The sequence below is a fragment of the Actinosynnema sp. NPDC023658 genome (assembly GCF_040639995.1).
Classification (GTDB): domain Bacteria; phylum Actinomycetota; class Actinomycetes; order Mycobacteriales; family Pseudonocardiaceae; genus Actinosynnema.
This window is the reverse complement of the sequence record NZ_JBFAAX010000822.1, coordinates 1-2494: the sequence shown is the minus strand read 5'-3', so window position 1 is coordinate 2494 and position 2494 is coordinate 1. Positions and strand designations below refer to the sequence as shown.

The 2494-nt window shown below is 73.2% G+C and carries 2 protein-coding genes and 1 pseudogene; 1 reads left to right on the top strand and 2 read right to left on the bottom strand.

Annotated features, from left to right (window positions below; all coding sequences use genetic code 11):
- A pseudogene (locus AB0G02_RS35225) lies at window positions 1-117 on the top strand (AzlD domain-containing protein); the annotation flags it as partial.
- A gap of 6 nt (window positions 118-123) precedes the next feature.
- Here AB0G02_RS35225 and AB0G02_RS35220 read toward each other — a convergent pair.
- Both AB0G02_RS35220 and AB0G02_RS35215 read right to left on the bottom strand, forming a co-directional pair.
- Window positions 124-501 (bottom strand): DUF6292 family protein, encoded by a 378-nt coding sequence (locus AB0G02_RS35220; protein ID WP_360803275.1) that lies wholly within the window; start codon window positions 499-501, stop codon window positions 124-126.
- A gap of 20 nt (window positions 502-521) precedes the next feature.
- Window positions 522-2393 carry an acyl-CoA dehydrogenase gene (locus AB0G02_RS35215; protein ID WP_360803272.1) on the bottom strand — a complete coding sequence of 624 codons (1872 nt, stop codon included), beginning with the start codon at window positions 2391-2393 and terminating at the stop codon, window positions 522-524.
- Between the last annotated feature and the right edge of the window lie 101 nt (window positions 2394-2494).

Genomic DNA, 2494 nt, shown 5'->3' with positions numbered 1-2494 from the left:
CTGCCGCTGGGCGTGCTGGTGGGTGCGCTGGCCGCGTGGCGGAAGGCCCCGTTCGTCGTGGTGGTCGTGCTGGCCGCCGTGACGACCGCCGTCCTGCGGCTGGTGGGCGTGTCGTGAGCCGGCTCACAGGTACTCCCTGAGCCGCCCGGCGAGCCCCTGGCGGTCCTGCTCCACGCCGAACTCGGGCTCGGCGCCGCCAGACTTGCCCGCCAGCACCTCGTCGACGAACCGCGCCACCTCGTCCGGCGGCGGCACCAGCGGCCGACCGAGGTGTGCGACGACGACCGGCGGATCCGTCGGATCGGTCTCCACGGCGATCGACCAGCCCCGCCGCTCGTTCCACAGCAGCATCAGGTCACGCCCCGGCCCCTCCAGCCCGAGGTAGGCGGTCGCGGTGTCGCTGACCTCGAACTCGGTCCCCTCCGGAGGCACGCCGACCTCCTCGGCCACCGCCTGCACGTACCGGGCCAGTCCGAGGCTGATCAGCGCACTGTCGTCCATGACGTCCATTCTGTCCCGATTCACGGTCGATCGACCTCCGGACCGGAGATCGGTGCCGTGAGCCACGTCTCCGGGATGCCGAACGCGTCCACCAGGGTGCGCGCGTGCGGGCGCAGCCGGCGGCACAGCTCGTTCACCGCCTGCGACACCGCCTTGGCCCGCTGCGGCGTGAGCCGGCCGTGCTCCAGGAACCACGCCCGGTCCGCCTCGATCGTGCTCAACGCGTACAGGTCGCACACCTGGTCCAGCAGCGCCGTCGCCTCCGGGTCGCCGCACCGGTCCACGGCCGCGACGAACGCCTCCAGCACGATCCGGTCCACGTGGACCCGCGCGGCGTGCAGCACGTGGTCCTGCGCGGCGTTGAACACGTCGAACGCGTCCTCCTTCGACGCCCGCCGCAACCGCCGCGCCAGGCCCTCCAGCACGTGCCGCTCGCGGTCCTCGAACTGCCGCACCTGCCAGCCGCGGTCGAGCAGCGCGTCCGAGCTGCCCGACACCAGCCGGTCGATGATCGCCCGCGCCGCGGTCCGCTCGATGACCACGTTCACCGCCTGGTCGGCCACGAACCGCGCCATGCCCCACGGGTCGAGGTCGCCCACGTGGTCGCGGTAGCTGGTCAGCAGGCCCTTCGCGACCAGCTGGAGCAGCACCGTGTTGTCGCCCTCGAACGTGGTGAACACGTCGGTGTCCGCCTTGAGCCCGGCGATCAGGTTCTCCGACAGGTACCCGGCGCCGCCGCACGCCTCCCGGCACGTCTGGATGGTGTGCGTGGCGTGCCAGGTGGCCACCGCCTTCAGCCCGGCCGCCCGCGACTCCAGCTCCCGCTGCTGCCGGTCGTCGGCCACGTCGTGCAGCGCGGACACCAGCTCCTCCTGCGCGAAGTGCAACGCGTAGGACGTGGCCAGCGCCGGCAGCAGCCGCCGCTGGTGCGCCAGGTAGTCGAGCACCACGACCTCGTCGCCGGTGTCGGGCCGGGTGAACTGCCGCCGCGCGTCGCCGTACCGGACGGCCAGCGCGAGCGCCTTCTTGGTGGCGCTGCCCGCGCCGCCCGCCACGCTGATCCGCCCGCGCACCAGCGTGCCGAGCATGGTGAAGAACCGGCGGCCCTCGCCCTCGACCGGGCTGGAGTACGTGCCGTCCGGCGCGACGTCGCCGTACCGGTTGAGCAGGTTCTCCCGGGGCACGCGCACGCGCTCGAACCACAGCCGCCCGTTGTCCACGCCGTTCAGGCCCGCCTTCGGCCCGCAGTCCTCGATCCGCACGCCCGGCATCGGCGCACCGGAGGAGTCCCGGATCGGCACGAGCACCGCGTGCACGCCGCGCCCCTCGCCGCCGGTGACGAGCTGCGCGAACACCACGGCCATCCGCCCGTCGCGGGCCGCGTTGCCGATGTAGTCCTTGCGCGCCGACGGGTCCGGCGTGTGCACGACGAACTCCTCGGTGTCCGGGTCGTAGGTCGCCGTGGTGCGCAGGTGCTGCACGTCCGACCCGTGACCGGTCTCGGTCATCGCGAAGCACCCCGGCAGCTCCAGGTCCATGATCGCGCGCAGGTACCGGTCGTGGTGCCGGGCCGTGCCCAGCGCCTGCACCGCGCCGCCGAACAGGCCCCACTGCACGCCCGCCTTGACCATCAGCGACAGGTCCCCGAACCCCAGCACCTCGAACGCCACCACCGAGCCGCCCACGTCGTCCCGGCCGCCGTGCTCGGTCGGGAACCCGATCAGCGGGTGCCCGCCCGCCGCCAGCGCGTGCATCTGCTCCAGCACCCAGGCCCGGTACTCCTCGCGCTCCAGCTCGCCCGGGGGCTTCAGCTGCCCCAGCAGTTCCACCGAACCGCGGCGCAGCGACGCCCAGCGGCCGTCGAGCAGGTCCCGCAACGCTTCGATCACCATGTCCTTTGTTAACACATGCTCACGCCGTGGGCTCGACAACGACCCCGTCCCGCTCGGCCCGCCGCCGTCCCCAGTCGTAGAGGACCTGGAGCGCCGGCGCG

Bases quoted from the DNA above. Each gene is read 5' to 3' on its own strand.
- AB0G02_RS35215 (WP_360803272.1), bottom strand. From the start codon at position 2,393: ATGGTGATCGAAGCGTTGCGGGACCTGCTCGACGGCCGCTGGGCGTCG.
- AB0G02_RS35220 (WP_360803275.1), bottom strand. From the start codon at position 501: ATGGACGACAGTGCGCTGATCAGCCTCGGACTGGCCCGGTACGTGCAG.